Source organism: Paenibacillus sp. 2RAB27, from assembly GCF_052115445.1.
Lineage (GTDB): Bacteria > Bacillota > Bacilli > Paenibacillales > NBRC-103111 > Paenibacillus_E.
Genome location: NZ_JBFRGR010000004.1, coordinates 292,737 through 317,868, shown reverse-complemented (window position 1 = coordinate 317,868; position 25,132 = coordinate 292,737). Strand labels below are relative to the sequence as shown.

General features: G+C 43.4%; 25 protein-coding genes and 1 other RNA gene. 12 read left to right on the top strand and 14 right to left on the bottom strand.

Annotated features, from left to right (window positions below):
* Positions 1–8: 8 nt before the first annotated feature.
* The 4 genes from AB4114_RS08650 to AB4114_RS08635 all read right to left on the bottom strand — a co-directional run bounded on the left by AB4114_RS08650 (position 9) and on the right by AB4114_RS08635 (position 4,140).
* Positions 9–1,859, bottom strand: coding sequence for a CHASE2 domain-containing protein (locus tag AB4114_RS08650; protein WP_441988083.1), 1,851 nt, complete (start codon positions 1,857–1,859; stop codon positions 9–11).
* Between the two features lie 169 nt (positions 1,860–2,028).
* On the bottom strand, positions 2,029–2,262 hold the full coding sequence (locus AB4114_RS08645) for a ferredoxin (protein ID WP_068662116.1): 234 nt from the start codon (positions 2,260–2,262) through the stop codon (positions 2,029–2,031).
* 67 nt (positions 2,263–2,329) lie between these two features.
* Positions 2,330–2,833: a molybdopterin-guanine dinucleotide biosynthesis protein B gene (mobB, locus tag AB4114_RS08640; RefSeq protein WP_441988082.1), complete on the bottom strand. Its 504-nt coding sequence runs from the start codon at positions 2,831–2,833 to the stop codon at positions 2,330–2,332.
* Between the two features lie 5 nt (positions 2,834–2,838).
* The gene (locus AB4114_RS08635) at positions 2,839–4,140 is read right to left on the bottom strand and encodes a DNA polymerase IV (RefSeq protein WP_441988081.1); all 1,302 of its coding nucleotides are present in this window, start codon (positions 4,138–4,140) and stop codon (positions 2,839–2,841) included.
* 235 nt (positions 4,141–4,375) lie between these two features.
* Here AB4114_RS08635 and cimA point away from each other — a divergent pair, with 235 nt between their 5' ends.
* Positions 4,376–5,995 (top strand): citramalate synthase, encoded by a 1,620-nt coding sequence (gene cimA / locus AB4114_RS08630; RefSeq protein WP_171634037.1) that lies wholly within the window; start codon positions 4,376–4,378, stop codon positions 5,993–5,995.
* A gap of 54 nt (positions 5,996–6,049) precedes the next feature.
* Here the strand turns inward: cimA and AB4114_RS08625 are convergent, their stop codons facing one another.
* Entirely contained in the window at positions 6,050–6,586 is a 537-nt protein-coding gene (locus AB4114_RS08625; protein ID WP_441988080.1) for a TlpA family protein disulfide reductase, read from the bottom strand.
* A gap of 129 nt (positions 6,587–6,715) precedes the next feature.
* On the opposite strand from AB4114_RS08625, the gene AB4114_RS08620 reads away from it, so the two are divergent.
* Both AB4114_RS08620 and AB4114_RS08615 read left to right on the top strand, forming a co-directional pair.
* Complete coding sequence (locus tag AB4114_RS08620; protein WP_441988079.1) at positions 6,716–8,026, top strand: MFS transporter; 1,311 nt, start codon at positions 6,716–6,718, stop codon at positions 8,024–8,026.
* A 42-nt stretch (positions 8,027–8,068) separates the two neighbouring features.
* A complete protein-coding gene (locus tag AB4114_RS08615) occupies positions 8,069–8,497 on the top strand; it encodes a Mov34/MPN/PAD-1 family protein (RefSeq protein WP_441988078.1) in 429 nt (142 codons plus the stop codon).
* Here AB4114_RS08615 and AB4114_RS08610 read toward each other — a convergent pair.
* From AB4114_RS08610 to AB4114_RS08600, 3 genes are read right to left on the bottom strand one after another with little or no spacing between them, the layout of a single operon-like run.
* On the bottom strand, positions 8,491–9,225 hold the full coding sequence (locus tag AB4114_RS08610; RefSeq protein ID WP_441988077.1) for an exonuclease domain-containing protein: 735 nt from the start codon (positions 9,223–9,225) through the stop codon (positions 8,491–8,493). The two genes, AB4114_RS08615 and AB4114_RS08610, sit on opposite strands and share 7 nt — an antisense overlap.
* A gap of 51 nt (positions 9,226–9,276) precedes the next feature.
* Positions 9,277–10,359, bottom strand: coding sequence for a DUF294 nucleotidyltransferase-like domain-containing protein (locus AB4114_RS08605; RefSeq protein WP_441988076.1), 1,083 nt, complete (start codon positions 10,357–10,359; stop codon positions 9,277–9,279).
* Between the two features lie 39 nt (positions 10,360–10,398).
* Positions 10,399–11,784, bottom strand: a complete 1,386-nt coding sequence (locus AB4114_RS08600) for an ammonium transporter (RefSeq protein WP_441988075.1) — start codon at positions 11,782–11,784, stop codon at positions 10,399–10,401.
* Positions 11,785–12,089: 305 nt separating this feature from the next.
* Here AB4114_RS08600 and AB4114_RS08595 point away from each other — a divergent pair, with 305 nt between their 5' ends.
* Both AB4114_RS08595 and AB4114_RS08590 read left to right on the top strand, forming a co-directional pair.
* Positions 12,090–12,530, top strand: coding sequence for a MerR family transcriptional regulator (locus AB4114_RS08595; RefSeq protein ID WP_171634032.1), 441 nt, complete (start codon positions 12,090–12,092; stop codon positions 12,528–12,530).
* A gap of 22 nt (positions 12,531–12,552) precedes the next feature.
* The gene (locus AB4114_RS08590; RefSeq protein ID WP_441988074.1) at positions 12,553–13,242 is read left to right on the top strand and encodes a zinc metallopeptidase; all 690 of its coding nucleotides are present in this window, start codon (positions 12,553–12,555) and stop codon (positions 13,240–13,242) included.
* 51 nt (positions 13,243–13,293) lie between these two features.
* On the opposite strand, the gene AB4114_RS08585 is transcribed toward AB4114_RS08590, so the two are convergent.
* Positions 13,294–14,178 (bottom strand): LysR family transcriptional regulator, encoded by an 885-nt coding sequence (locus AB4114_RS08585; protein WP_171634030.1) that lies wholly within the window; start codon positions 14,176–14,178, stop codon positions 13,294–13,296.
* A 158-nt stretch (positions 14,179–14,336) separates the two neighbouring features.
* Between AB4114_RS08585 and tpx the strand changes: the two genes are divergently transcribed.
* A complete protein-coding gene (gene tpx, locus AB4114_RS08580; RefSeq protein ID WP_056616303.1) occupies positions 14,337–14,855 on the top strand; it encodes a thiol peroxidase in 519 nt (172 codons plus the stop codon).
* Between the two features lie 69 nt (positions 14,856–14,924).
* Here the strand turns inward: tpx and AB4114_RS08575 are convergent, their stop codons facing one another.
* Together AB4114_RS08575 and AB4114_RS08570 are read right to left on the bottom strand one after the other, a co-directional pair.
* Positions 14,925–15,314: a DUF1499 domain-containing protein gene (locus tag AB4114_RS08575; protein WP_056616306.1), complete on the bottom strand. Its 390-nt coding sequence runs from the start codon at positions 15,312–15,314 to the stop codon at positions 14,925–14,927.
* Positions 15,315–15,461: 147 nt separating this feature from the next.
* The gene (locus AB4114_RS08570; protein ID WP_441988073.1) at positions 15,462–16,808 is read right to left on the bottom strand and encodes an Nramp family divalent metal transporter; all 1,347 of its coding nucleotides are present in this window, start codon (positions 16,806–16,808) and stop codon (positions 15,462–15,464) included.
* Between the two features lie 345 nt (positions 16,809–17,153).
* On the opposite strand from AB4114_RS08570, the gene xylB reads away from it, so the two are divergent.
* Positions 17,154–18,686 carry a xylulokinase gene (gene xylB / locus AB4114_RS08565; RefSeq protein ID WP_441988072.1) on the top strand — a complete coding sequence of 511 codons (1,533 nt, stop codon included), beginning with the start codon at positions 17,154–17,156 and terminating at the stop codon, positions 18,684–18,686.
* A gap of 65 nt (positions 18,687–18,751) precedes the next feature.
* Here xylB and ssrS read toward each other — a convergent pair.
* The 3 genes from ssrS to AB4114_RS08550 all read right to left on the bottom strand — a co-directional run bounded on the left by ssrS (position 18,752) and on the right by AB4114_RS08550 (position 21,801).
* Positions 18,752–18,933: non-coding RNA, 6S RNA (ssrS, locus tag AB4114_RS08560), on the bottom strand.
* A gap of 49 nt (positions 18,934–18,982) precedes the next feature.
* Positions 18,983–19,819, bottom strand: a complete 837-nt coding sequence (locus tag AB4114_RS08555) for a YesL family protein (protein WP_441988071.1) — start codon at positions 19,817–19,819, stop codon at positions 18,983–18,985.
* Between the two features lie 356 nt (positions 19,820–20,175).
* Positions 20,176–21,801 carry a DEAD/DEAH box helicase gene (locus AB4114_RS08550; protein ID WP_173116464.1) on the bottom strand — a complete coding sequence of 542 codons (1,626 nt, stop codon included), beginning with the start codon at positions 21,799–21,801 and terminating at the stop codon, positions 20,176–20,178.
* A 286-nt stretch (positions 21,802–22,087) separates the two neighbouring features.
* Here AB4114_RS08550 and AB4114_RS08545 point away from each other — a divergent pair, with 286 nt between their 5' ends.
* The 5 genes from AB4114_RS08545 (at position 22,088) to AB4114_RS08525 (ending at position 25,019) form a co-directional block, all read left to right on the top strand.
* Positions 22,088–22,624, top strand: coding sequence for a DUF4178 domain-containing protein (locus tag AB4114_RS08545; protein ID WP_441988070.1), 537 nt, complete (start codon positions 22,088–22,090; stop codon positions 22,622–22,624).
* Positions 22,625–22,681: 57 nt separating this feature from the next.
* Entirely contained in the window at positions 22,682–23,374 is a 693-nt protein-coding gene (locus AB4114_RS08540) for a DUF4247 domain-containing protein (RefSeq protein ID WP_441988069.1), read from the top strand.
* 149 nt (positions 23,375–23,523) lie between these two features.
* Positions 23,524–24,345, top strand: coding sequence for a YitT family protein (locus AB4114_RS08535; protein ID WP_441988068.1), 822 nt, complete (start codon positions 23,524–23,526; stop codon positions 24,343–24,345).
* 130 nt (positions 24,346–24,475) lie between these two features.
* On the top strand, positions 24,476–24,670 hold the full coding sequence (locus AB4114_RS08530) for a hypothetical protein (protein ID WP_056616326.1): 195 nt from the start codon (positions 24,476–24,478) through the stop codon (positions 24,668–24,670).
* Between the two features lie 124 nt (positions 24,671–24,794).
* Entirely contained in the window at positions 24,795–25,019 is a 225-nt protein-coding gene (locus AB4114_RS08525; protein ID WP_441988067.1) for a Sec-independent protein translocase subunit TatA/TatB, read from the top strand.
* Positions 25,020–25,132: the final 113 nt, after the last annotated feature.

Genomic DNA, 25,132 nt, shown 5'->3' with positions numbered 1-25,132 from the left:
CAGCAATTCTATTTCAAATGCCCCATAACTTCATAAACAGCAACGGGTTTTTCTTTCCCTTTTACTTTAATTTCACCAATGGATTCGATCTCAAATAGACCTTTGACACGTTCATACGTCTGTTCACTAATCAAAATCTGCCCTGGCTTAGCATTAGATTCTAGTCGTGCTGATAAGTTAACTGTGTCTCCAATGGCTGTATAATCCAACCTCAGATCTTCAGAACCGATGTTACCAACGACCGCAGGACCACTATTAATACCTAATCCGAATTTCACACCGATACCATAATTCTTAATCAATTTCTGCTCAAGAATATCTGCTTGAGACTTCATCTCAATCGCAGCACGAACGGCCATTTCAGGATGATTCTCATATTCAATCGGTGCACCAAACATCGCCATAACGCCATCACCAATGAATTTATCTAACGTACCATTGAACTTAAAGATCGCTTTCGTACAGACATCTAGATATTCATTTAACACTTGAATAACTTGCTCTGGCTCTAATCGTTCCGACATCGGTGTAAATCCGCGAATATCCACAAATATCAATGAAATATCCTTACGGCTTCCGCCAAGCTTCACATCTTCACCTGACTGTAATAGTTCGTCCACAACGGTTTTGGAAACGAATCGACCGAAAATACCAGTAACCCGATTCCGTTCTTTTCGTTCTTCTAAATAATGGCTAACCAATGACCAAACATAGATCGTTACGAGTGCAAATTGTGGATACACCAACGGTAAGAACATAGAACCAATACTATAGAATCCTAACCATACAAGACCATAAACCACGAAGATGCCTAGGAAAATAAACAGCGCTGTCTTCCCATTGAACTTTTCAAATAAAAATATAGCCAACAAGGAAATAAGTAGAATAATCGCAATACCAGCCGATTTCGAAGCATCTTTGAAGAAAGTACTTTCTAATAGGGTTTGAATCATATTGGCATGAATTTCAATCCCAAACATCTTGACCGAGGAGATCGGTGTTGGGTATTCATCCTGCATGGCCGTAACAAATGGACCCACAAGCACAATGCTACCCTTCAGCGGCAATGCTTTTGTACTATTCAGTACATCTACAAAAGACAGCAACTCATAACCTGTCGTCGCATCAACCTTTTGTCTCGGCTGTGTGAAGAACTCTGTTGTTACTTGATTTCTTTCGTTCGTTGGTACGACTTCATTCCCGCGTTTCCACTCTCCAGTAGCTGAATCGCGCTTTACCTTTTCATTTTCATCTAAAACTAAATTCGCAAGAGCCACACTGAATGCGGGTATGTAAGCACCTTTCTCATCAGGCAAACCGACGGGAAGTTTACGAGCTTTGCCATCCTTATCAACAAATACATTGATATGGGCCATTTGATCTCTTTTGGTCGTTAGGGTTGAGGAGGGATAATCAATTCGCTCAGGAACTAGTTCGCCTGCTGACTGTTGTTTGGAGGGATAGTTAATTTGTACTGGCAAAATAATATTGGAATACTTCGCTAGCACGTCAGCTAAAGCTTTATCGTCTGCGGGATTCTTCGATGGCTCAGCAAGCACAACGTCGATCCCAATCGCAGCTGCACCTGATTGTTCTAACTTCTCTATGACTTGGGCATATGTACTTCGATCCCACGGAAACTTCCCGATGGCAGAAAGGGATTTTTCATCAATTTTAACAATCTTAATCCGATCATCCGGTTGACGCTCATCCACCGACTTTGCGCCACGCAAAATATCTTGGAGAGGACCCTCGACAAAATAAAATAAACCGCTGGAGTTCACCGTGTAGAAATATGTCGAAAATACCATTAACAAGAGTCCTACTACTAAAGTCTTAAGCCATTTCTTCTTACCCATATAATCCTCCCCGAGTTTACTAGTTTCATTGTAAGATGCTAGCTGTGAATTGGCAATAAATTGTTACAAATTTCACATTTATCCAACAAAAAAAGAGCTCGTTCCCTCTTAGGAAACGAGCTCTTTCGACATTCCGCGGTATCTCCACAAAATGATTTTGTAATTATGATTAGCTAAAAGGTGAATCCGCAACTTTAATGGAGTCAGTTGGGCAGCCATCTTGAGCATCTTGTAGGTCATCAAATAGATCATCAGGAATTTCAGTAACCCCTTTGTTTCCATCACCTTCAAAAATCACTTCCGCCAAACCTTCATCATCATAATCATAGATATCTGGAGCTGTAGCTCCGCAAGCGCCGCAAGCGATGCACGTATCTTTATCAACAAATGTATACTTAGCCATGTTTTCTACTCCTCCTCTAATTATCCTCATTGTAAAATATAATATAAATACGGACAAAGTTCAAACCTTAAAATTGACAATTCATGAAATACTGCTCAATAAAGTCTGCAATTCCACGGATATCATCCAAATTGAACTGCGGAAGTGCGAAATCATCCCCGAGAATACTTAGATCTGTCGCAACTGCAAGCAGGCTTGCCGCCACTCCTTTTAGTAACTCTCTTTGTTCTATAGTACGGTATACTCCAATCTTTGGATGCTTTTCCTTCTTGAACCCTTCAATAAAAATATAATCAAGATGGGCATAGGCTGCTAACTCCTCTTCCAAACTCGGCGTTTCTGTCTTCTCATAAATGTGTACCCCATTTGGAGAAAGTGTAACCACAACATCGGCACCTGTTTCAACAAATACGGTGGAGTCCGCACCTTGCGCTTCCTTATAATGTCCATGAGCATCATGTTTCATTACTGCAATCCGATGGCCACGATGTTTCATTTCAACGACAAGCTTAGCTATCAACGTCGTTTTCCCGCTATTGGAAAATCCCGCGAAGCCCAAACAATGAGCCATGCTCCTCACTCTCCTCCGTCTTTATGAAGAGGATTATTTCGCAAATGATCCATTTGCAAGGACGTCCCTCTTACTTTGTGATTTCGAATTAAGGCAGATGGATCATCACTCATCATCCCTGCTGTAAGAATCACACCTTCTCCAAACTTATCACGCAGACCATCCATCACGCGGTTCAGATTCTCCCTGCGGGGTTGTTTCTCGTAATCGAATAAATCAAGTTGTACGTAGGATTCCTCCTTCGCAATCAGATTCTGCAAAGTGATTCCCAGGAGCCGAACCGGATTGCCATCTTCCCATTGATGATCATACAATTGACAGGAAGTTCGATAAATATCATCCATATGCTCAGTCGGAGTTTGCAAAGTAAGTGATCTAGTAATCGTCCTCATTTCAGGATCCCGGATCGTAATCTGAATTGTCGAAGTCATGAGCTCCTGCTTACGAAGCCTTCTCGCTACTTGATCGGCTAAATTAAGCAGGACACGATGAATTTCGATACGATCCGTATAATCACGCGGCAAAGTCGTTGTATGTCCTATGGACTTGCTTTGCTCCTGCTCCGGATTCACAACCGAAGGATCAATGCCGTTGGCTGAGCGCTTTAAGTGCGCACCCATGACTCCGAAGTGCTTGCTTAACAGTGCCTCATCCGCAATCGCCAATTGCCCTAACGTTAGGATACCAAGCCTCGTAAGCTTTTCCGCTGTTTTTTTCCCAATTCCATATAAATACTGACACGGCTTATCCCAGAAAACGGCCGGCACATCACGAAGCCGCAATACCGTAATCCCATTAGGTTTCTTCATATCAGATCCCATCTTGGCTAGCAGCTTATTCGGCGCGACACCAATGGAACATGGTAATTTCAACTCTTGCAGAATTCTTTTTTGAATACTATTTGCGATGTCTAGTGGCGTGCCGAACTGTTTGGAACCTGTGATATCTACAAAACATTCATCAATAGACATAGATTCTACCATCGGTGAATATCCATAGACTATCTGCATAAACCGCCTCGAGAAATTTCGATAGAGATCAAAGTCAGGTTTGATTAGAATGAGATCTGGACATATTTTCAACGCTTGCCTAACTTGCATGCCCGTCTTGATCCCTAGCTTGCGCGCTGCATATGATGAAGTAACAACAATCCCTTTACGCAGTTCCACACTGCCAGCAACAGCAAGCGGCTTTCCCTTATATAAGTCAGGCTCTACGGCTTCATGAACGGAACAGTAGAATGCATTCATATCAATATGTAAAATGACTCTGCCTTGCTTGGGATAATGATGCTCTACGGACACCATATTCATTACCTCCTAGTAGGATTGAATCAGATTTCAGAGCCGTCTATTCGAGTGAAACACAACCATCCTGAGATGTCAAAAAAATAATCATTCAAGATAACGCAAATTTACGTTATGATGTCTTTACCTGAACATTTATGTTATAATCGTAAATTATACATTAGCGCTTTAAAGCAAGCGAAACTCACAATTCCATGCACCGAAGTCACTTTGCTAGCTTTTGAAGGAGGAACCCATGCCAACATCAGTCAAAATCTTCGACACTACCCTACGAGACGGAACCCAAGGAGAAGGTATCTCCCTATCCGTTGAGGATAAAATCAAAATTGCCCGTAAGCTCGATGAGCTCGGGGTTCATTATATTGAAGGCGGATGGCCGGGCAGCAACAGCAAAGATATTGAATTCTTTGAGCGGGCACGTACGATGACTTTTACGAATGCCAAAATTACTGCTTTTGGAAGCACAAGACGGAAAGATTCTCTTGCTTCGGATGACATTAACTTGAATAGACTCGTGGAATCCGGCGCGCAAGTCGCCACAATTTTCGGCAAGTCATGGGACTTTCATGTAACGACAGCTATTCAAACAACGCTTGAAGAGAATTTGAACATGATTTATGACTCCGTTCTCTTTTTGAAAAGCAGTGGGTTGGAAGTTATTTATGATGCCGAGCATTTCTTCGATGGTTACAAGAATAATCCAGAATATGCACTGCAAACAATTAAGAAGGCACAAGATGCTGGCGCAGATTGGATTACGCTTTGTGATACGAATGGCGGATCCTTACCTAACGAAATTACGGCTATCGTGACGACAGTTACGCAACATGTCTCCACACCAGTAGGCATACACGCTCATAATGATTGCGAATTAGGCGTTGCGAACTCCTTAGCCGCCGTACAAGCTGGTGCTAGACAAGTACAAGGAACTATCAATGGCTACGGAGAGCGTTGCGGAAATGCTAACCTAAGCTCAATTATTCCTAACTTACAATTGAAACTAGGTTATGATGTCATCTCTACGGATCAATTGAAGTCACTTACATCCGTTTCGAGATATATCAGTGAAATCGCCAATATGCATATGCCTGTTAACCAGCCCTATGTTGGCAACGCGGCTTTCGCACACAAAGGCGGCATCCACGTCTCTGCGATTCTCAAGGATGCAAGTACGTATGAGCATACGAAACCTGAGTATGTTGGAAACAAACAACGTGTGCTCGTTTCCGAGCTTGCTGGCCAAAGCAACGTATTAGTCAAGGCTCAGGAGCTTAACTTGGATTTCAACAAAGAACACCAGAAGACCAAAGAGATCATCGAGAAAATCAAAGATATGGAACACCAAGGCTATCAATTCGAAGGCGCTGATGCTACGCTCGAACTCTTGTTGCGTGAAGCCTTTGAGGGTCTCGAAGAAATTTTCACCTTAGAATCTTTTAAAATGCTCGTAGAGAAAACAGCCAATCATTCTGTTGTTTCAGAAGCTATCGTCAAGGTGAAAGTACATGGCGAAACGATCTATACCGCGGCGGAAGGCAATGGTCCTGTCAATGCACTTGATAACGCCTTACGGAAAGCACTTATTCAATACTATCCGGACATTAAGAATGTTCACCTTTCGGATTATAAGGTACGTGTATTGGACGAGAAAGATGCAACAGCCGGCAAGGTTCGCGTGCTTATGGAATCCACCGATTTTAACACAACATGGAACACACTCGGTGTTTCTAGCAACATTATAGAAGCTAGTTGGTATGCACTTGTTGACAGCTTACGTTATGCCCTCATCAGCAGAAAACGCGTAGAGCCAGCAAACAAAGAGCAACAAGAACGATTAGGCCTAGTGAACCATTAATCCTTATACGAAAAAGCTGCAAGAGCGCAAATCGCTCTCTTGCAGCTTTTTTTGTCATTCTTCCTTCAGAAGACTTGCCATCTTCTTGTCGAGTTCTTTCGGGGAAAGAACATGAATAATTTCCCTGATTACGCCATTTTTATCAATAAGAAAACTTGTAGGAATAGCGATAACGTTATAGGTATCGGCATTCGCCCCTTGTTTATCGAGCAGCACAGGGAACGGATACTGATAGGTATCCACGAATTTTTTGATATTGTCCATTTTATCACCAGGCGTCACATTCACCGCATAGAGATCAAATTTCCCCTCATATTTCTTATACAAATTCACCAAATCAGGCGCTTCTCCCTCACAAGGACCACACCAGGATGCCCAGAAGTTCACGAACATCGGCTTTTCACGAGGTCCGCCTACGGAATAGTCCTTCCCATCCAACCCTTGTAAGGTAAATGAAGGCGCTAAGAAATTCACTTTTGCCGCTTGCTCACTTGGCATCAGGGTTTGTTTATCTTCATTCCGTACATTTTGATAAATCGCAAAGCCCGCCAATAGAACGACGAAAGCGATCACGATGAGATTCTTCTTCACAGTATCAACCTCCACTCCCTCTATATTATCTCCAAATTACCGAAAATTCCAACATCACAATCCTGAAGTATGCTTTCACCCCATTAGGGAAAAGTAAAGCTACTCTTTGCGATGAAAGGAACCGGTGAAATGAAACAAGCTGCCGCGAAAACAAGAAGTAAGAATCCGCTCGATAAAATGAGAATTTATGAGCATGAAGAAGATGGCGCATCCAATAGTAAAAAAACAAACACAAACGAGAAAGGAAGCGTTTGGCAGTACCTCGCACTTGCCTCCATCCCTTTGGTGCTTGTCCTTGGCAATTCAATGCTTGTCCCGATTCTGCCAGATTTGCAAGAGAAAATGAACATCTCACGCTTCCAAAGTTCACTCATCATCACTTTATTTTCACTGACAGCTGGCCTCATCATTCCGATATCCGGTTATCTATCTGATCGCTTCACGCGGAAAGCTGTTATCATTCCCTCGCTCATCGTGTACGGTGCTGCAGGGATCCTAGCAGGGCTTGGCGCCGTTTGGAATTCCTATCCTATACTTATAGCTTCTAGAGCCATACAAGGCCTTGGAGCCGCAGGTACAGCCCCTATTGCCATGGCACTTGTTGGCGATATTTATAAGGGACCCAAGGCCAGCAAAGCCCTCGGACTCATCGAAGCCTCCAACGGAATAGGCAAAGTCGTGAGTCCCATTCTCGGTTCTCTTTTAGCGCTAATTATTTGGTTTGCGCCATTTTTTGCTTTTCCACTTTTTTGTTTACTCGCTCTACTCGCTGTTATATTCATGATCAAAGAACCTGCTAAAGAGAAAGAAGCTGAACCCCTTAAGCTCTATTTGAAGCAAATTAAAACCATCCTGAGAAGCAAAGGCCATTGGCTAATTCCCGCCTTCATAGCTGGTGCAATCACCTTATTTATACTATTCGGCGTGCTATTCTACCTCTCACAGATTCTTGAAGAGAAGCCCTACAACATCGAAGGCGTACGCAAAGGTCTTATCCTAGCAATCCCTTTGCTCTGTCTCGTCATTACCTCTTATACCACAGGGGCGAAAATCAAACAAAATGGCAAACTCATGCGATGGCTCATGAATATCGGACTTGTAACCATGGTTGTATCCCTTGCCTTGGCTACATTTCTAAACGGGAACCTGTATATCTTCATCGGCTTATTGTCGCTCAGTGGGATAGGAACAGGACTTCTGCTTCCATGCCTAAACACGCTCATTACCGGATCGGTAGAACGAGAGCAACGCGGTATGATTACTTCCCTCTATAATAGCTTACGTTTTATTGGTGTCGCCTTCGGCCCTCCGTTGTTCGGTTGGCTCATGAGCATCTCACATAAGACACTCTTTATCACGGTCGCTTCATTATCTGTTATCATGTTAGCTTTGGTATTCTTCTTCATCAAACCCAAAGCAGAATTGCAAAAACAAACATGATATACTAACCTCATGTCCATGCCATGTGAGGAGCGAGAGCAAGTGAGCATACGTTTATCTAGAAAATTATATGACGAAATGATCTCACACAGTAGGCGCTCGCTTCCCAACGAAGCATGTGGCATCCTTATACAGGAAGCTCCTTTCTCATCGACACATGAGTTACACATCCACACATTTATCCCTCTTCCTAATCACGCGGCGCATCCAACACAGCAATTCGTCATCCATCCCATCGACATGATTCCTTACCTAACGGATCAACGTCGTACGATCGTCGGAATTTTTCATTCCCACCCCACTGCCGTATCAACCCCTTCTGCCGAGGACCTCGCAACGCTCTGGCACACCATTCCAACTCATTGGATCCTTTCCCTGCAACATGAAGATAAACCTGACCTCCAAGTCTATTCCCTAAAAAAAACCACCACTACCGCATATCACAAACTTTCGTTTGTCATCGGTCAATGATGGCTTAATAACGCATATAAATCACCTAATGTGTCTACATTTCTCGCTCTTATTTCTTCCATAAATCTGGACCATAATTGCGCTGTCATAAGTGCATCTTCCAGAGCATGATGTCTCACGGTAACCGGGATGTCATAAGCATGCAGAAGTGAATCTAAACCCAGATTTTTTCGTTTGGGCATGAGCCATTTCGCAATCATCATAATATCTAAAACCCGATGGGATAAGCTAACTTTGGACGTACGCCACAAGGCCGAGTTCAAAAAACTTTTATCATGTCCTATGGCATGAGCCACTAAAATTTTCTGCTGAACAAATTCTAAAAAGTCACTTAAAACAGCGATTAAATCAGGTGCATCGCCAGCCATTTCGTTCGTAATACCCGTTAATTTAACGATTTCATCTGGAATTTTGCGTTTGGGGTTCACCATTTTATAGAAGGTATCTTGTGTCTGCACTTCACCACCAATAACAGAGACAGCGCCGAACGAGATAATTTCGTCACCATTATATGGAGAGAAGCCCGTCGTTTCAAGATCAAACACCACGATCTCCATCGCGTGCAGAGGAATTTCAAACAAAGAATCTTTTCTTTGCTCTTTCAGCATCGACCGAATAAAGGCCATTTGTTGCGCACTTTGCGCATCAAACATCGAGGTTAACGCTGGCGTTAAACCACCCATCTTATATAAATGCCACATACGACCTGCTGGACGCATATCTTTCACGCGAGTCACCTCTCCCTACACAATGAAACGTGATTTCCGAATCCGATCGTTCTAACCTTTTTCTCTCTCTATGTGTGAATTTATGGACTTACCGACATACTTCTGCAACTGAATTCCCGTTCGTAGACATTGTTTTAATTGCAGGCGAATCTCTTTGTTAAGTTGATCTGCCGTAAGTTTACCTCTTGTCGTATATTTCTCTTCATCTAACTGAAAAGGTGTGCTATCTCTTAGCTTTAAAGCAATCGAAAAAGCCATTTCCCAATCATTGGCTAGTTGCTCGGATACAACACCCTTCACCTTTAACTGCTTAATTCGTTCAATGGTAGAAGTGGCCAAAATTCCCGCTTGAATAGCAAGCAGCCGAATCCCATTTACAATCGGAATATAAGCACCATATTTGATATCAAAACCACCTGCATCTTCACCATAACGCTCTGTAATTAAATGACTAAATATACCTAACGAAATTTTGTGATGCAATGTGTTCGATAACAAATATTTCAATAGTTCCGGATGTTCCTGAACATAGTCAAGAAACGATCGTTTCAACTTCGTCACTAATAGCTCTGAACCATAAATACAACGCATATCTGCCAAAATGAGCAGGTAGCGTACATTTTCCCAATCCGGTTCCACGAACCAGCCGATCATCATCTCCGTGTATTCTTGCAGTGACTTACGCCATTGCGGATTACTGGATATGACATCCCCTTCACAAGGAGGATAACCCAACACATCCAAACCACGAATGATATACGAGGCAAGTTTATCGAAATAAAGATCTAATTCATCTTTCGTATGCGTTTCACTATCACTATAAATGAGTCCGTTGTCCTGATCACTCCACAGCGTCTGTTCTCTCCTGCCACCACTGCCTAATAAGATAAAAGCATATGCAACAGGCGGTTTACCGTATCCTTCATCCTCAAGCAAATGTTCAGCAATCTGAGTCGTTCTTTGAATCAACGCATCATGCACTTGATTGATTCGCTGCCCCAATTCAGATGTATAAGGAAAAAGGAGATGCTCCCGAAACATCTCATGCACCTGATCTCTGGTGATTCGCATCTCCTCGAATTGCTCCGACTGATGTATGCGTTCCAGGATCCGTTCCATTGAGAGATGATTCATGTTGCATCCCCTTTGCTCTAGTAGAAAGTATAAGTGTTGTTAAACGGACACGCCGTTTTGAGCTGCTTTTTTCATTTGTTCAGGATATCCGTATGAACCATGCTCGGAAAGATCCAGACCAATGATTTCTTCTTCTTCCGTAACACGAAGACCAATTGTAGCTTTAAGAATACCTAGGATAATGAAGGAAAGAACAAGTACGAATGCCAAAGCCCCAGCAAGACCAAGCGCTTGAATACCTAATTGGTGGAAGCCACCGCCGTAGAATAAACCTGCACCACCGATACCAACCTTCGCTGAAAGCTCAGGCGTTGCGAATAAACCAGTGGAAAGTGTTCCCCAGATACCAGCGATACCGTGTACAGAGAATGCATAGATTGGATCGTCGATTCCAGCTCTTTCAAACCATTGTGCTGTGAAGAATGTCACGATACCCGCTACTGCACCAATAACGATTGCCGCCCAAGCGTCTACGAACGCACATGCCGCAGTGATGGCAACAAGCGCTGCCAGAACACCATTCAACATGCTAGGAATATCCGCTTTACCGAAGTACATCCAAGAGATAATCAATGCAGCTACAGCACCTGCAGCAGCAGCCATATTCGTTGTCAATGCGATATAACCGAAGAATCCGTCACCCATAGCACTAAGCGTACTACCTGGATTGAAACCGAACCAACCGATCCATAGGATGATTACACCAAGAACAGATAATACTTGGTTATGACCTGGAATTAAATTAGGTGTTTTATCTTTATTATATTTGCCAATACGCGGTTTAAGCAAGATTGTTGCTACTAACGCTGCAGTTGCACCTTGTAAGTGAACAACGGTAGAACCCGCGAAATCTTGCATACCCAATTTGCTCAACCAGCCGCCGCCCCATACCCAGTGCGCTACGATTGGATAGATAACAACTGTAAACAGAATTCCGAAGATGAAGTACACCGGCAACTTCGCTCTCTCTGCAAAACCGCCCCATGCGATAGCGAGGGATACACCAGCGAATGCTAATTGGAACAAGAATTTGATACCGATTGGCACGTCAGAGAAGGAAAGAGAGCCGAACGCTGCTGCCGCTTGATCTTCTAAGCCCGTTACGAAGAACCCTGTCGTTCCGAAGAATGCATTACCATCACCGAAGGCGAAACCAAATCCTACAGCCCAGAATGCAATCGCACATAATCCGAAAGTTAAAATCGTTTTACCGGCTACGTGACCGGCATTTTTCATTCTAGTTGACCCCGCTTCTAAAAGTGCAAAACCAGCTTGCATGAAGATGACTAAGATTGCTGCTAACATTACCCATACTGCATCAATTGCACTCTGTAGTTGTGGTGCTGTCGCCTCATCCGCTGCAAATGCGAGTGTAGGGAACAGTAATGACATAACGCCGAAAGCTAACAACAATTTCTTAACCATACGACCACTTCCTTTAATGTTAGATTAAGTAACATGTAATGAAACTCTTAATGTCATTATATACAGGATATTTGGGTTTGACAATAGGATTTTCGTTAAAATATTGAAAAAAGCGAAAAATAACCTGACATGAAACAGGCATAATTCGTGTTTCGGCTCATAGGCGTACTCAAAACACCTTTTTACGCGATTATCCAATGTCAGCTTTCCGAAGCATCACGTTTGACTGTACGGTTTAATATCAGGTATCATGTTTATATATAGAAGAAAAAAATTCAAACCATTGGAGTAGAGGTGAATTTAGCATGGGGAATGAGAAGCTTTATAAAATCGGAGAGCTCGCCAAGCTTGCTGATGTCAGCCCTCGAACCATTGATTACTACACCAAGCTTAGCTTAATCGAACCTGAAAGAAGATCCGATACGAACTATCGTCTGTACAGTGATGAAACTTTGCACCGACTGAGGCGTATTGAAACAATGAAGAACGAGAAATATACCTTAGAGGAAATCAAAGTAAACTTACAGCAATGGAGTAAAGTGACCTCCGATGACACTGTGACAGATAAGCTCACATCCCTTCAATTGCATCTCGAACAATTAATGAAGGAAGCCAAAGAACTCAGCCCACTTGTTCAGCAATTGAAGCCTAAGCAGTTGAAAAAGCTGTATCATATTCTGACACAACCGACCGCAGCGTGTATCGAAGCACTTATTGTCCTTTTAGGTAAAAATCCGTTCTCATAATTGAAATACGGAGGAATGCCCTATGTTTTTTTTCCCGATGGATTTCCTAATTATCATTGCATTCGGCCTTTCCATGTGGGCCTCATTCCGAGTGCGAGGAACTTTTAACAAATGGTCGGGCGTACCTGTCTACTCACGCATGACTGGCGCCGAAGCCGCAAGAAGAATGTTAGATGCTAATGGCCTTTACGATGTACCCGTTGAAGCTGTACCTGGGACATTAACAGACCACTACGATCCAATGGCTCGAACCGTACGTCTGTCGGAGCCTGTTTACTTCCAGAGCTCCATCTCAGCCGTATCTGTTGCCTGTCACGAAGTAGGTCACGCTATTCAGCACCAAGTCCATTACCCTATGCTCGTCGCAAGACACAAGATGTTCCCTGTCGTTAACTTCGCTTCCGGTGTGGCTCCCATTCTGATCCTAGCGGGTTTCTTCTTCCAGCAGATCCCCTGGCTCTTGGGTGTCGGTATCATCTTCTTCGCAGCAGCCGTAGCTTTTCAATTAGTAACGCTACCTGTTGAATTTAACGCCAGCTCAAGAGCACGCGATGAAATGGTGGCTCAAGGGTTCATCTCTAATGAAGAAGAACGCGGAGTGGCTAAGGTTTTGAATGCTGCCGCACTCACTTATGTAGCTGCTGCTTTGATCTCCGTACTTGAGCTTCTCAAGTACATGATGATTTTCAATGGTCGCAATAACGATGATTAATAAAAGAAAAGCTCTCCCTTACAGGTTCATGACCTGTTGGGAGAGCTTTTCTCATTTAAAATAATCATATAAGAAACGCCGAAACACTTCAGCCACCAGAGGCAGCTTTACATCCTTCCGACAAATCAAACCAACCGTCCTTGTAACTTGAGGATCTGTTACTCTTATTTTGACCGGCTGTGTTTGCCCACTTTCCAATAATGCCATCGCCGGAAGTAAGCTGACACCCATACCCGCGGCAACAAGCCCACGAATCGTATCCGTCTCCTCACCTTCAAACTCAATCTTAGGAACAAAGCCCGCCTTCTGGCACGCATCCATCACGATCGTTCGAAGCGTATACTCTTCACTAAACATAACGAAAGGTTCATTCTTCAACTGCTCAAGGCGAATTGACGTATAGTCTGCCAAAATATGATTGGCAGGAATGATTGCATACAGTTCTTCTGTCAATAAAATTTCACCTGTCACATGCTCATGGGATTTCGGAAAGGGTGAAATAAAAGCGAGATCAATCTCACCTCTCGAAACATCACGAATTAACGATGTGTATGTACCTTGACGAAGTCTAAACTTCACATTCGGATGATTTTTTTTAAATGCCGCAACAACAGCAGGTAGTAAATTGATAACCAGACTATGTGGAAAGCCAATACGAATCTCGCCAGCCTCTGGATCAAGAAACTCATGTATTTCCCCCACCGCACGTTCTAAATCCGTAAGAATACCTTCTACTCGACTTAAAAATAAATGTCCCACCGAGGTTAAATGTAAATTGCGCCCCTTTTGAACAAATAAATCAACGCCAAGTTCCTCTTCCAGCATATGAATTTGCCGGCTAACCGCAGACTGTGCTACATGCAGCTCTTCCGCTGCCTGTGTCACGTGCTGCTTCCTAGCAACCTTCACGAAATATTGCAATTGTCTTAATTCCACTTGAGTAAATCCCCCGACTTGACTACATGATGAAGAAACAAAACTCCTTCTTTGAATCCGATTATAGCTCGATAGCAACGATTGGACAACTTATCTGTAAAAAGCTTATAATAAGTGAGTTGTTATTTAGCATGGATAATAAAGGAGGAAATCATTCAATGGCACAAGAACGTACTGGTGTTGCTACCCTGAAAAGCAATCCTATCACTTTGGTAGGACCCGAAATTAAAGTAGGTGACAAAGCACCTGATTTCAAAGTTAACAAAGATTTGATGACGCAAGTATCACTTGCTGATTACGCAGGTAAGGTGAAATTGATCTCCGTAGTTCCTTCCTTAGATACAGGCGTTTGCGATGCACAAACACGTCGTTTCAATGAAGAAGCAGCTGGCCTAGGCGACAATGTTGCTGTTCTTACAATCAGCGTTGATCTTCCTTTCGCTCAAGCTCGCTGGTGTGGCGCTGCAGGCATCGACAAAGTAATCACATTATCCGATTACAAAACAAAATCCTTTGGCGAAGCTTACGGCGTATTGATCAAAGAAATTCAATTAGATATGCGCGCTATTTTCGTAATCGATGCTAATGACACTGTTCAATACGTTGAGTACCTTGGCGAAATGACAGCTCACCCGAACTATGAAGCAGCTGTAGAAGCTGTTAAAAAATTAGTTTAATCCATATTAAACTAAACGGCTATATTTAAAATAAAACAGCAAGGAGGCCAAGCTTCCCTGCTGTTTTTGTTATCCATCAATTTTATATGAAGCAAGCTTACGATCTAATTGTTTATAAATATCTAATATCGTACGATAATTGGATCCAAGATCCCCCATCGAACCACGTGAAGCCGAATAAATATCAACAGCTGTTTTCACAGGATTAATGGCAAATAAGGTCAACGTTACGTCCTGGGTTCTTCCTGTAACCGTTTTGCGCTCAGCAAGGATTTCTCCTACGTTCGGGACCTCATGTAATAGCTTGTACCCTGGAGTTTTCTTCAATACAGCCGTTACCTCTTCCCAAACTTGCTCCTTCGGCAGCTTAAAATATCTAGTTTTAAGTAAAGGATCTCTAGCTTTTTCCCCTGTCGTTTCATGACTACGTACTAATCCGATTAAAGTTCTCTTTAGCAAAAGCCCTTTCCCCCTTCAATGAAGTGCATGTAGACCACTTGCCATTTCAACACTATTCTCTATAATACCATTGATTAGGCTTTAGAAAAAGAGGTAAATGAAAAATCGAGGGATTTCTCCCCCGATTCTGGTTAAGCATATATTCCATTATCCAAAAAATGTCGTATATAGCAAATATGCGTTTAATGCCGCGATTAAAATGGCAACAAACCAACTCAATACCGCCATCCATTTTGGGATCACGAGCACACCCATTTTTTTACGATCTGAAGTAAAAGTAACTAGCGGTATCACAGCAAAAGATAATTGCAAGGACAAAATAACCTGACTGAGAATGAGTAGATCCGTCGCTCCGCTCTCTCCGTAGATTCCAATCACGATGACCGCAGGTATGATGGCAATTAACCGAGTGATCAACCGGCGCAGCCATGGTGTTAGACGAATGTTCAGAAATCCTTCCATGACAATCTGCCCGGCCAGTGTGCCGGTAAGCGTTGAATTCTGACCCGATGCTAGTAGTGCTACAGCAAACAATATACTTGCTGCCCCTGTGCCCAACATAGGCCCAAGGAGATGATAGGCATCTTGAATCTCAGCAACTTCTTTCCCAGCTGAATGAAAAGCTGCCGCGGAAAGAATGAGAATGGCCGCGTTTACGAATAGTGCTAGCATCAGGGCAACTGTTGTATCAATGGTTGAGAATTTGATCGCTTCGCGTTTCGCTTCAATCGTAGGTTCAATTTTACGCGTCTGAACGATGGATGAGTGCAAGTATAAATTATGCGGCATGACCGTCGCACCTAGAATACCTAGAGCAATATATAACATGGCTGGATTCGTTACAATTTCAGTTGTTGGAATGAAGCCCGCAGCTACAGCTGCAAATTCAGGTCGGGAGAAAATAAGCTCCATAATAAAACAAACCATAATGAGGGCAATTAAGCTAATAACCATCGCTTCAATATAGCGAAAGCCTTTCTTCTGCAGCATAAGCACCAGAATGACATCTAAGGCCGTCAGAATCACCCCATAGATGAGCGGCAACCCGAACAGTAACTGCAAAGCAATCGCGGCACCGATTACTTCAGCTAGATCACAAGCAGCAATCGCAAGCTCACATAGAAACCAAAGCACATAAGAAACGGGCTTACTATAATGATCACGGCACGCTTGCGCCAAATCTCGACCTGTTACAATACCTAATCGACCAGACAAAGCCTGCAAAAGTATGGCCATTAGATTAGAAATTAAAATGACTGAAAGTAGTGTATATCCAAATTGGGAACCCCCGGCCAAATCTGTCGCCCAGTTACCTGGATCCATATAACCGACAGCTACCAGATAGCCAGGTCCCACAAAAGCTAACAGCTTTCTGAAAAAGCCAGCTTTTTTAGGCACTTTCATACTATGATGAACTTCAGGTAGACTCGGCATTGAAGAATCCTTACGCCATCCGATCGGATCTTGAACTGGTTCCTTTTTCGCAATTTCCATAGCTTAACCCTTCTTTCACAAGACCAATAATGTTGTTCTAGGGAAACATTTATATGTAGTATACTACATAACCCCATCTTATGCTACAGGTAAACATTTATGTTCCAATGAAATTATTTTTCCCTGAGGAAAGTTTTGAGACATGTTTTACCACTTTTACAGCTGAGGATGATCTATTCTTTCAAGCATACCCTTCTCCGCAAAAATTCATAGGAATAATCGACTGGAAAAGAAGGATATTTGAAAGCGTGGGCGAATACATTGAATAAGTTATCTTTGTATATTCAATAAACAAACAAAGAGTATCGAAGCAATAACCATAATTCATTATAAAAGGGTGATCTCATGGCTTATTTTATGGGTTTAGATTTAGGTACTTCTGCCATTAAATGCATCCTAGTGGATGAAGCCGGTACAGTTATCGGCTCACATTCTGCTCCATATCCGCTGCAACAACCACATCCAGGTTGGGCTGAGCAGCATCCTGAAGATTGGTGGAATGCCACGATTGCAGGCATACAAGGACTCCTATCTAGCACTGGCATATCGGGCGACGCTGTAGCTGGTGTTGGCTTCTCCGGTCAGATGCACGGGTCGGTCTTCCTCGACGAGGCGCAGCAGGTCATCCGGCCTGCGCTGCTCTGGTGCGATCAGCGCACCGCGGAGCAGTGCGCCTATATCGAAGCGACCGTCGGCGAAGCCGAGCTCGGTCGCCTCACAGGCAATCGGGCGCTGACCGGCTTCACCGCGCCCAAGCTCTTATGGCTCCGGCAGTATGAGCCGGAGCACTACGCCTGCGTTCGGCATCTGCTGCTGCCGAAGGACTACGTCAGGCTGCGCCTGACGGGTGCGTTCGGCATGGACATGGCCGACGCCAGCGGCACGCTGCTGCTCGATGTAGCCAATCGCAGCTGGTCTCAAACCGTCGCTGAGCGGTTAGAGATCCCGCTCGAGTGGCTGCCGCCGCTCTATGAGTCCGGCGACATTGCCGGGCACCTGCTGCCGGAGGCAGCAGTGCTCACTGGCTTAGCCCCAGGCACGCCGATCGTTGTGGGCGGCGGCGACCAAGCATGCGGCGCCGTAGGTGTTGGCGTCGTCCGCCAAGGCATCGCCTCGGTGGCGCTCGGCACTTCCGGCGTCGTCTTCGTCCACGACGACACTTATCAAGTAGATGAAGCGTACCGGCTTCATTCCTTCTGTCACGGCGTGCCAGGCAAATGGCACCGCATGGGCGTTATGCTCGCGGCTGGCGGCTCATTCCAGTGGTGGCGCAATCACTTTGCCAGTGAAGAGCTTGCACGCGCTGAGCAAGAAGGCAAAGATGTGTACGAAATACTGACAGCAGAAGCAGCTACAGCACCACTTGGGAGTGAAGGTTTATTGTTCCTTCCTTATTTATCTGGGGAACGTACGCCACATCCTGATCCGAAAGCACGCGGTGCTTTCATCGGGCTTAACCTAAGACACGAGAAGGCCCATTTGACCCGCGCTGTACTTGAAGGTATCACCTTCGGGCTTCGCGATTCTATGGAATTGATTCGAGAATCCGGAATCGAAGTTACGGAGCTTCGTGTTAACGGAGGCGGAGCTAGAAGTCCTTTCTGGCGTCAAATGATCGCTGACATCTTTGGAATTCCAGTCGTGACTGTCAATTCAACGGATGGTCCTGCCTATGGCGCAGCGATCATGGCTGCATCCGGCGTTCTCAAAGTCGATATTACGCAATTATGCGAAGATTGGATTGAAATTACAGATCGCGTAGAACCGAATGCGGCTAACCAACTTCAATATGAAGCTTATTATAAAATCTACCGCAGTTTATATCCGACACTTCAAAGCACGTTCCATCAGTTAACGGATCTTGCCGAGCAGCAATGAGAACCGGTAAGAACGCAAAAAAAGGTTGAGCAGGCATGATGCCTGTTCAACCTCTTTTTTGTTCGAAGAAACCCGCCTATGCCGTCCGGTTTCGGTGCTTCAAACCCGCTCTCGCAGGTGGGTGTCCGCAGACGTGTATTTGAGGTCCCCTTTCGAGGGCATGTCAGCCACACTTCAATATAGGTCTCCCTAGAAACAGTCATTGGTTTAAAACAACTTAAAACCGTTACGGGCATCGCAGATTTCTTCTGTTTTCTTATTATAGATCCTACCACGCTGATAATCAACTGGAAGGATTAATCTTTAGTCTTGTCATTCTCAACTTTTTTATGCAAGCTAATTGGAGATTCATTAACTGCGCTCTCACTCGCTTCATCATTGCCTTCTTCAGCCGCTTCGGCTTCTGCGAGTCGCTGCTGTTCCTTCTCTTCCAGTTCCTGTTGTTTCGTCTGAAGTTTCGTAAAGCTTCGGTTAAACTGCCAGAAGGAGAATGTTGCAACAATCGCACCCATGAAGAATACGACTAAGAAGAAATTGAACTTCGTTAAGCAAATATAAACAATAACACCATTACAAATGAGCAAAACAATCGAATTGATCGGATTACCAATGGTAATTAAAATTGAATTTTTGACAATTTGAAAAATCTTCATGTGCAAATGAACGATAATAGAGAAGAAATTAAACAAAGCAATAATCATGATTACGGTGAAAGCAATAAAGAGAACGGCTAGTACCCTTAACGAGCTGCCCTGTTTCAAATAGAAGAAATAATTCACAGCAATAATTACGAAGATTAGTACAAAGAAAATACCGCCAAGCATGCTTTGCATATAGTTTTCTTTGTATCCACGGAAAAATGTTTTTAACAAAGGAACATCTTCTTCTCCGGTCACCCATTTCCTAGCTACTGCAAACATAGCTGTTGTCGCAGGAAATAAAGTAAACGGTGCCAAAACTGCAAGAATCGGCAGCGTAGCTTTCAAAGCGTCCGGCGTTTGACTCACTAACCCCATAAAGAGGAAAAAGAATACCGGAATCGAGCAAAGCATCCAAAGTAAATTAATAACGGATAACCGCATAATCCACTCCGATATTCTGTACAGTCCTCCCATAACTCCCTTAAACTCCAAAACTGCTTCCTCCTTAGCGTTTCCTTCAGGAAACTTTCTACGTTGTTAACTGCTGACATGACGATAGCATGTCTTATTTGTATATGTACTTAATTATAGCCTATTTTTCATCATATAGGTAGCCGTCTAGTCGTTATAGGTACTTTTACATAATATAGTATTGTCTAGACGCATCACCCCCAAATCATTCTTCAGGAGGTTGATATTATGTCTCATCCAGTTGGAACATCCGCAGGTGCTATTTTGGTACTTTTCATCTTGTTAGTTATCATCACTAGCTCATTCGTACTTTAATCCATATACATGGTAAAAAAAAGCGGAGATCCTAAGGATCTCCGCCTTTTACGTGCGACATCTTATTTGTTTACAAGTGTATCTTCACTTTTGCGCGGCGCTCTGGAACGATCACGATTCCCGGAGTTGTTGCTTCCGTATTCGCGATTTCTCGAAGTTGAGCTGCTTCCGCCTTCTCTGTTTGAACCGTAATCTCTGCTATCCTTACGCGGGTAACGTGAACCACCGCTTGAGGAGTTGCCTGATCCTGAACCTGATCCACCGTAACCGCCGCCACCTTGACGACGATCGCTTGAACCTGATCCTGAACCGTATCCACCGCCAACACGTCTACCTGAGCTGCGAACATCGAATTTTTTCTTTCTTGCACGAATCGGATCTTCTGGTGTCAATTCGATATTCAGATCTTTCTTGTCTCCAGTAAGAAGCTTCATCGCTGCTGCAAGCAAGTTAACGGAATCGTATTGCTCAAGCATTTGAATAGCTAGGCCTTTAAATTCGGAATGCTCTTCTTTTTGAAGCATATCCAAAATACGCTCAGCTGTCATTTTTTGTTTACCTTCTACCGCTTCTGCAACGCTTGGCAAAGGTTTTTTGTTAATCTTATGGCGTGTAACCTTCTCAATAAAGTGAAGGTGATCGATTTCTCGTGGCGTTACAAAAGTCCAAGCAGTACCTTCTTTACCTGCACGACCTGTACGGCCGATACGGTGAACGTAGCTCTCTGGATCTTGCGGAAGGTCAAAGTTGATAACATGAGTAACACCTGATACATCTAGTCCACGAGCAGCAACGTCAGTTGCTACAAGAACATCAATACTGCCATCACGGAATTTTCTCATTACGTTATCACGTTGATTTTGGGACAAGTCACCATGAAGTCCCTCAGCAGCATAACCTCTTTTTTGAAGAGCTTCTGCCAACTCATCTACCCGACGCTTCGTGCGTCCGAAGATAATTGCTAGGTCTGGTGCTTCCATGTCGATCAAACGGCTAAGCGCTTCAAACTTTTGTTTCTCATGCAATTCAATGTAAGCTTGCTCGATCAAAGGAGCGCTCACTTGTTTCGGGATTACCGAAACGTGCTCTGGATTAGTCAGGAATTGTTGAGCCAATTTCTGAATGTTAGTCGGCATAGTTGCAGAGAACAACATTGTGTGACGTTCTGCTGGAACTAGTTTAAGAATAGATTGGATATCATCCATGAAACCCATATCAAGCATTTCATCTGCTTCATCCAAAATTACCGTTTGAACATCATCAAGCTTGATTGTTTTGCGGTTAATATGGTCAAGAAGACGTCCTGGTGTTCCGATAATGATTTGTGGTTTCTTTTTCAAAGCGCGGATTTGTTTAACGATATCCTGTCCACCGTAAATTGGCAAAGAACGAATGCCTTTGAAACGACCGAGTTTTTCAATCTCTTCCGCAACCTGAATGGCAAGTTCCCGTGTTGGACACATGATTAAAGCCGAAATGCGCTCTTCTTTAACATTGATTTTATTAACTAATGGAATACCGAATGCTGCCGTTTTACCAGTTCCTGTTTGTGCTTGCCCGATCAAATCACGGCCTTCCATGGCCAATGGTATTGTTTTCTCTTGAATTGGTGTGGACTCTTCAAAGCCCATTTCCGTAATCGCACGTAGTACCGATGCGTCTAAACCAAACTCCTGAAATGTTTTCAAATAAATTCAATCTCCTTTTGTACAGGGCAGGCTAATGCCTTGTATCTTTTTTACCCTTAAGTACGACTTCCTATCCGTCTCTATAGTTTCTTGGTGGAATACACTTTCGATTCGTCATCTTCCATGATCCAACTGGCCGCCCTTAAGAACATCTAAAATATTATAGCACAGGTGATACACAGATTGCCAGTGGCTACTTTTAACGATTCGAACGAAACCGAATGAATAAGTAACTCGTATTAAAGGGGAGAACAATAAAACGGAATCGTACAGAGGAGAGTTTCATATGTCCATATTCAAACGTGTTAGCAGCATTCTTCGCAGTCAGAAGCAACCACCTACAACAGCAGCCGTCGGCAATCCACTTGAAGATGCGCGTGTTGGCGATATTGTAAATGTAGACTTAGAGGAATATGTCATCTCCGGTAAAGTCGTTTATTTTGACCGCGGATTTGCTCCACATCGCTATGCTTATTATCTACAAAGCGGTAAAAATATTCAGTGCTTGATTGTGGAAAAAGGCAGAACCTATGATTGCTTCTTATGCAGTTTTATTGAAGGAGCTTTAGATGATCCCAATGATGTGCCTACCCGGTTAGAGTTAGACGGTGATGTCACTTTCGATTTGGAATTTCATCGCAACGACATCTCACGGACAGAAGGCAACACAGATTTCCGCAGCGGCGATGATATCATCTTCTGGCGATATTTCGGACCGGATCAGCGCTTCTTCTTCCTTCAATGGCAGGATGGCAAATTCGTTGCTCTAGAAGGCGAGCGCACACCCGGCAATCAAATTAAATTTTTGAAATCGACGCCCTAGATATATGTTATCATGAAAGCATGTTTCGGAAACACCTGAAAGGAGGACTACCAGAAAATGAAGAGATGGACTTCATGGCTTTCCTTCATACTAATTATCGCTCTTCTTACCGCATGTGGCGCAGATGCTGGACGTTATATTAAGGACGAATATCCGTTAGTAAGCGTTGATGGCAAGGGAACCACGATGTCTAAGGTTTACTCGGTTGAAGGCAAGAATGTACCCACAGTCGCGAATGAATTGGCTGCCAAAGAAACACCCAAAGAGAAGAGTAAGGAATCTGAGGATCAGATGTTCCTTGTGTATAAGGACAAGGTTATCAATATCCAGAAAGATCCCAGTGATAGCAACAATACATTAGTCCAGCTCGATAGCATTGAATATGCCAAGAGCCATTATGACTCCTCCTTCCTACAAGGCTATTTAACCGCCTCGCTGCTTCAATCTATATTCGGTGGCGGCTGGAATAACAATAGAGGCTCTTCTTATGACTACCGCGGCTACACGAAGACGCCGAATTACAAAGCAACAACACCGACTACAGGTTCCACCAAGGAGACGAAGCCTACTACGTCAGATCGAACGGGAGGATTCACGAGCGGTGCAGCAAATCCAAGCTCTGGGAGCTCCTCAACGGCGCGTAAGAATGATGGTTCAACTCCTAATAAAGTAACGAAGCCATCAACAAGTAAACCGAGTACAAGCAAGCCAAGTACCACCAAGAAAACCGGCTCCTTCAAGCGCCGATAAATTTTACTCACAAGCTGCTGTCCATCTTTTGGACACAGCTTTTTTTATGTAATTCGAGTTAATTGTCCACCGTCTAAATAATGATTGCAGTTTTATAAGAATGAATTATACTTGCAATATGCTGCATACTATTTTAGAGGTGATTTGTTTTGAAAAAGGCGCTAGATGTTCTAATCATTCTAGTTGGCGCACTGCTTGTCGCGGTCGGCTTCAATATGTTTCTCATTCCCCATCAGCTGCTTAGCGGTGGTGTTTCAGGTATTGCCATGATTATTGGTTATTTTACAGATTATAATATCGGATTTCTTTACTTATTGTTTAACATGCCACTCATGATTTGGGGACTTGTCTCCATTGGTAAACGTTTCATCATGATCAGCGTTGCCTCTGTCGTCTTTACTACATGGATGATGCAAATTATTCCTATGAACTTCGTAGCCAAAGATTCCATGTTAGGAGCTGTTTTTGGGGGTGTACTTATTGGTATTGGCAGCGGAATCACGCTCCGTATCGGGGGATCCAGCGGCGGGTTTGACATTGTCGGACTGATTTTAACTCGGAAATATGACTTCCCTCTTGGCACCATTTTATCCTCGATGAACGGTATTGTTATCGTTGCTCTCGGCTATTTCAAAGATAATTGGGATCTTGCATTATTTTCAATGTTAGCAATATTCATTAGCGGGAAAACTGTTGATATGATACATATCCGCCATATTAAAGTAACCGCGTTCATTGTAACGAAGCATAAGGATGCCATTATTAATAAGCTGCTCATGATCCCGAGAGGGGTAACACTTATTAAAACGGAAGGTGCCTATACGAAGCAGCAGCATGATATGTTGATGACGGTTACGACGCGATATGAACTCGTGGAATTAAAGCGAATTATTAAAGAGATTGACCCGAAAGCGTTCGTGAATATTGTGGAAACGGTCGGTGTTGTAGGGGAATTCCGAAAGCCCAAGTGATAAATAAGCCAACTGCCCCTTTATTCCATTTTGAATTGTGTTATAATGAATATAATTTCATATAGTTCTGGTTTTCATCGATGGTAGGTTCAGGCGTAGTTCTTATTCTAATCTTCTGATTGGAAGGGTGATGCTTGTGGAGACAGTCAAATTATCCAGGATTGTAATGAAATTAACGCCCGAGTTGTATCCCTCTTTAACCAGCAATGAGTTGGAATCCGAGATCGTCCTACGGTTCGGTATAGAGGCACTCGCAGCGGAAGATGTCATGGAAATTATTCAATTTAGCATTTCGGAACATCATAAGGACACCCTGTACCATTGAGGGTGTCTTTTTTTGCATGCCTTTTGCCCATGCTGTTATTAAAATTGTAATAAATAGGCTATATGGGTTATGATAAGACCATGATATAATATAGCTAAGATAAATTTTACTGGAGGTGTCTGGAATGGGAGCTTTATCTCCTTGGCACATCATTCTAATTGCGATTGTTGCCCTGCTTTTATTTGGGCCTAATAAACTGCCTGAGCTTGGTCGAGGTTTTGGCAAAATGTTCCGTGAGTTCAAAGATGCAACAAATGGAAACGGCAGCAACTCAACAACGGATGATCCACCTACGATTGCACGGAAAGAAATTAACCCTGAAGTATCGAACAGTGAATCGAATAAGTAAGTCCAAGCACCTGGAGGCCAAGCTTCTAGGTGTTTTTGTTTAAATCCATCCTACTTAAGACTGTACCTCATGTGCCAAATGACTCATACAAGCTTCTACAAAAGCCTACAAAT